The 3,013-nt window shown below is 73.4% G+C and carries 3 protein-coding genes and 1 other RNA gene; 2 read left to right on the plus strand and 2 right to left on the minus strand.

Annotated elements, in window-relative coordinates; translation table 11 throughout:
• Together DW297_RS00260 and DW297_RS00265 are read right to left on the minus strand one after the other, a co-directional pair.
• A partial coding sequence (locus DW297_RS00260) for a DUF58 domain-containing protein (RefSeq protein ID WP_136028516.1) occupies positions 1 to 1,126 on the minus strand: 1,126 nt, incomplete at its 3' end.
• A gap of 10 nt (positions 1,127 to 1,136) precedes the next feature.
• On the minus strand, positions 1,137 to 2,126 hold the full coding sequence (locus DW297_RS00265) for an AAA family ATPase (protein WP_136028517.1): 990 nt from the start codon (positions 2,124 to 2,126) through the stop codon (positions 1,137 to 1,139).
• A 116-nt stretch (positions 2,127 to 2,242) separates the two neighbouring features.
• On the opposite strand from DW297_RS00265, the gene ffs reads away from it, so the two are divergent.
• An RNA gene (ffs, locus tag DW297_RS00270) (signal recognition particle sRNA small type) lies at positions 2,243 to 2,339 on the plus strand.
• 54 nt (positions 2,340 to 2,393) lie between these two features.
• Complete coding sequence (locus DW297_RS00275; protein ID WP_136028518.1) at positions 2,394 to 3,005, plus strand: rhomboid family intramembrane serine protease; 612 nt, start codon at positions 2,394 to 2,396, stop codon at positions 3,003 to 3,005.
• The last annotated feature ends 8 nt before the right edge of the window (positions 3,006 to 3,013 follow it).

Raw genomic sequence — 3,013 nt, forward strand, 5'->3', positions numbered from 1 at the left:
CGGTGCCGAGGGCGGCGACGGTCCACCCGTGCTGTCGTGCCGCGTCGGCCGCACCCGGCAGCGGCTCGGTGGCGAACAGCAGCGGGGCCGCGGCTCCCGCGGGACGCAGCAGCGCCGCGTCCTCCTCGTCGACGCGTCCGGTGACGAACACGAGCGGCCCGGGCGGGGTGCCGCCGACGAGGGCCGCGAGCTCCCGGGCCTCGCCGCGCGGGGTCACCAGGGCGAGTGCGACGAGCAGGCCGTCGCGGTCGTCCTCGTGTCCGCGGAGCGCGCCGAGCAGCGTGCCCGCGGTGTCGATCACGTCGACGCTGTAGCCCTCGGCGGCGAGGTGCAGGGCGGCCGAGGCGCACAGCGACACCGCGGACTCGAAGGCCGGGTCGGCGGCGTCGCCCTGCGGGTCCCAGCGACCGGAGCTCCGGTCGAGGACGACCAGCGCGTCGGGGCTGGACTCCTCTTCCTCCTGGCGCACCATCAGCTCGCCGCGGTGGGCCGTGGCCCGCCAGTGGATCCGGCGCATGGAGTCGCCGGGGGCGTAGCCGCGGGGGGACAGGTTGTCGCTGCCCTGTCCGAGGCGGGTCGACGAGGTGTGGGCCGTCCCTCCCGCCGCCCCGATGCGCACGGCGAGCGGCGTGAGGGCGAACACCTCCGGCACCACCGTGATGGTCCGGGTGTCGCCGAACGCCTGCTCCCGCTGCGCGAGTCCGAACGGGTCGACCGTACGGAGCATGAGGGGGCCGAGCGGCCAGACGCCGCGCCGCACCCCCGTGATGAGGTAGCTCAGCTGCGCGGTCTCGGCGGGATACTCGCCGCTGGAGTCTCCGGCGACCGCGTCGGGCAGCACGTCATGCCACAGGCCGTGCGGCACCCGCAGCGCCCGCAGCGTGAAGCGCACCGTGACCCGCGAGGCCTCCGACACCGTGAGCAGGTCGGTCGAGATCTGTCGCGCGACCATCCCTGAGCGCCGTGGCAGCCGCACCGCCAGCGCGGAGAACAGGGTGAGGGCCGCCAGGAACACGGCCATGAAGAGGAGGATGCGCGCGCCGAGCACGTTCGCCGCGACCAGGCAGCCGAACGCCGCGACGAGCGTGCCGGTGCCCCGGCGGGTGAGGAGGCGGCGTCGTCGCATGGCGGGGGTCTCAGGAGCGGGTGGCGACCGGGACGCGCACGCGCTCGGCGATCTGCGTGAGCGCGGCCTCGATGGGCTGGGCTCCGGCGCGATGGGCGCCGCGCGCGGGGAGCAGGCGGTGGGCGAACACGGGGAGGAGCAGCGACGTGATGTCGTCGGGGATGACGTAGTCGCGGCCGTCGAGGGCCGCCCACACCTTCGCCGCGCGGACGAGCTGGAGGGTGGCGCGGGGGCTGGCACCGAGATGCAGGCTCGGGTCGGAGCGGGTGGCCTGGGCGAGTGCGACCGCGTACTCCTCCAGGGCCGGGGCCACGTGCACGGCCCGCGCCCACGCGATGAGCTGCGCGACGGACGCGGCGTCGGCCACGGGCGTCACGGTGGCGAGCGGGTTCACCACGTCGCGCTGCCGCAGCATGAGGGCTTCCGCGCCCGGGTCGGGGTAGCCCATCGAGATGCGCATCATGAAGCGGTCGCGCTGCGCCTCGGGGAGGGCGTAGGTGCCCTCCATCTCCAGCGGGTTCTGCGTCGCCACCACGAGGAACGGGTCGGGCAGGCGGTGCGTGGAGCCGTCGACCGTGACCTGGCCCTCCTCCATGGCCTCCAGAAGCGCGGACTGCGTCTTGGGGGAGGAGCGGTTGATCTCGTCGGCGATCACGATGTGGGCGAACACGGCGCCCCGCTTGAACTCGAACTCCCGGTCGACCGGGTTGTACACCGACACGCCCGTGACGTCGCCGGGCAGCAGGTCGGGCGTGAACTGGATGCGGCGGACCGTGGCGTCGATGCTCGCGGCCAGTGCGCGGGCGAGCATCGTCTTGCCGACGCCCGGCACGTCTTCGATGAGCAGGTGGCCCTCGGCGAGCAGGCACACGAGCGCGCTGCGTACGGCGTCGGGCTTGCCGTCGATGACCTGGCTGATCGAGCCGAGAATCGCCGCCGTCTGGGCGGCGAATCGCTCGGCGTCGATCGTGACCGGGGTCAGGGGGGCGTTCTCAGGCATGCGATCCCTCTCACGTCGACGCAACGATGCGCGTGAATCGATCGTACGCTCCGCGCGGCGTGCGGGACCATGCCCGCGTGGGTTCGTCGCCCCGCCGCTGGTCGGGTAGAGTGGACGACGGCTCTCCGCGTGGCGGCATCCAGGCCAATTCCCCCAGGGCGGAAACGCAGCAAGGGTAACCGGGCTCTGCTGGGTGCGCGGAGGGTCTTTTCTTTTGCCGGGCCCGGTACACAGGCGTTCGTCGGACGGGCCTGCGACAATCGAGCGGTGACCGTCCCCCCTCCTTCGCGGCCGCCGCATCCGCTCGCCCGCTTCGCCTCGCCGGTGCTGCTGCTGGCGGTGATGTGGCTCGTGCAGTTCGCCGATGCCGTGCTGCCCGGATCGTTCACGGTCTTCGGTCTGCGGTCGTGGGACCTGTCAGGGCTCAGCGGCATCATCCTCGCCCCGCTGCTGCACGCGAGCTGGGCGCACCTCATCGCCAACTCTGTGCCGTTCCTCGTGCTCGGCTGCCTGGTCGCGGTCGAGGGGGCGCGACGCTTCTGGGCCGTCACCGTGATCGTCGCGGTCATCGGCGGGGTCGGCACCTGGCTCGTGAACGCTCCAGGCACGCTCACGGTCGGCGCCTCAGGCCTGGTGTTCGGCTACTTCGGCTACGTCGTGATGCGCGTGTTCGCGCCGGGGCGCGTCGCCCATCGCATCCTCTACGCCGTGATCGCCGTGGTCGTGATCGGCGTCTACGGCGGCACGATGCTCGCGGGCGTGATCGGCGTGGCCGACGGCGTCTCGTGGCAGGGGCACCTGTTCGGCGCGATCGGCGGCGGCGTCGCGGCGCTCATCGGGCGGCGCTCCCATCCGGCGGCGGGAGCCGTGCGCCCGTGACCGCGTCC

Source organism: Microbacterium sp. PF5, from assembly GCF_004794315.1.
GTDB classification, from domain to species: domain Bacteria; phylum Actinomycetota; class Actinomycetes; order Actinomycetales; family Microbacteriaceae; genus Microbacterium; species Microbacterium sufflavum.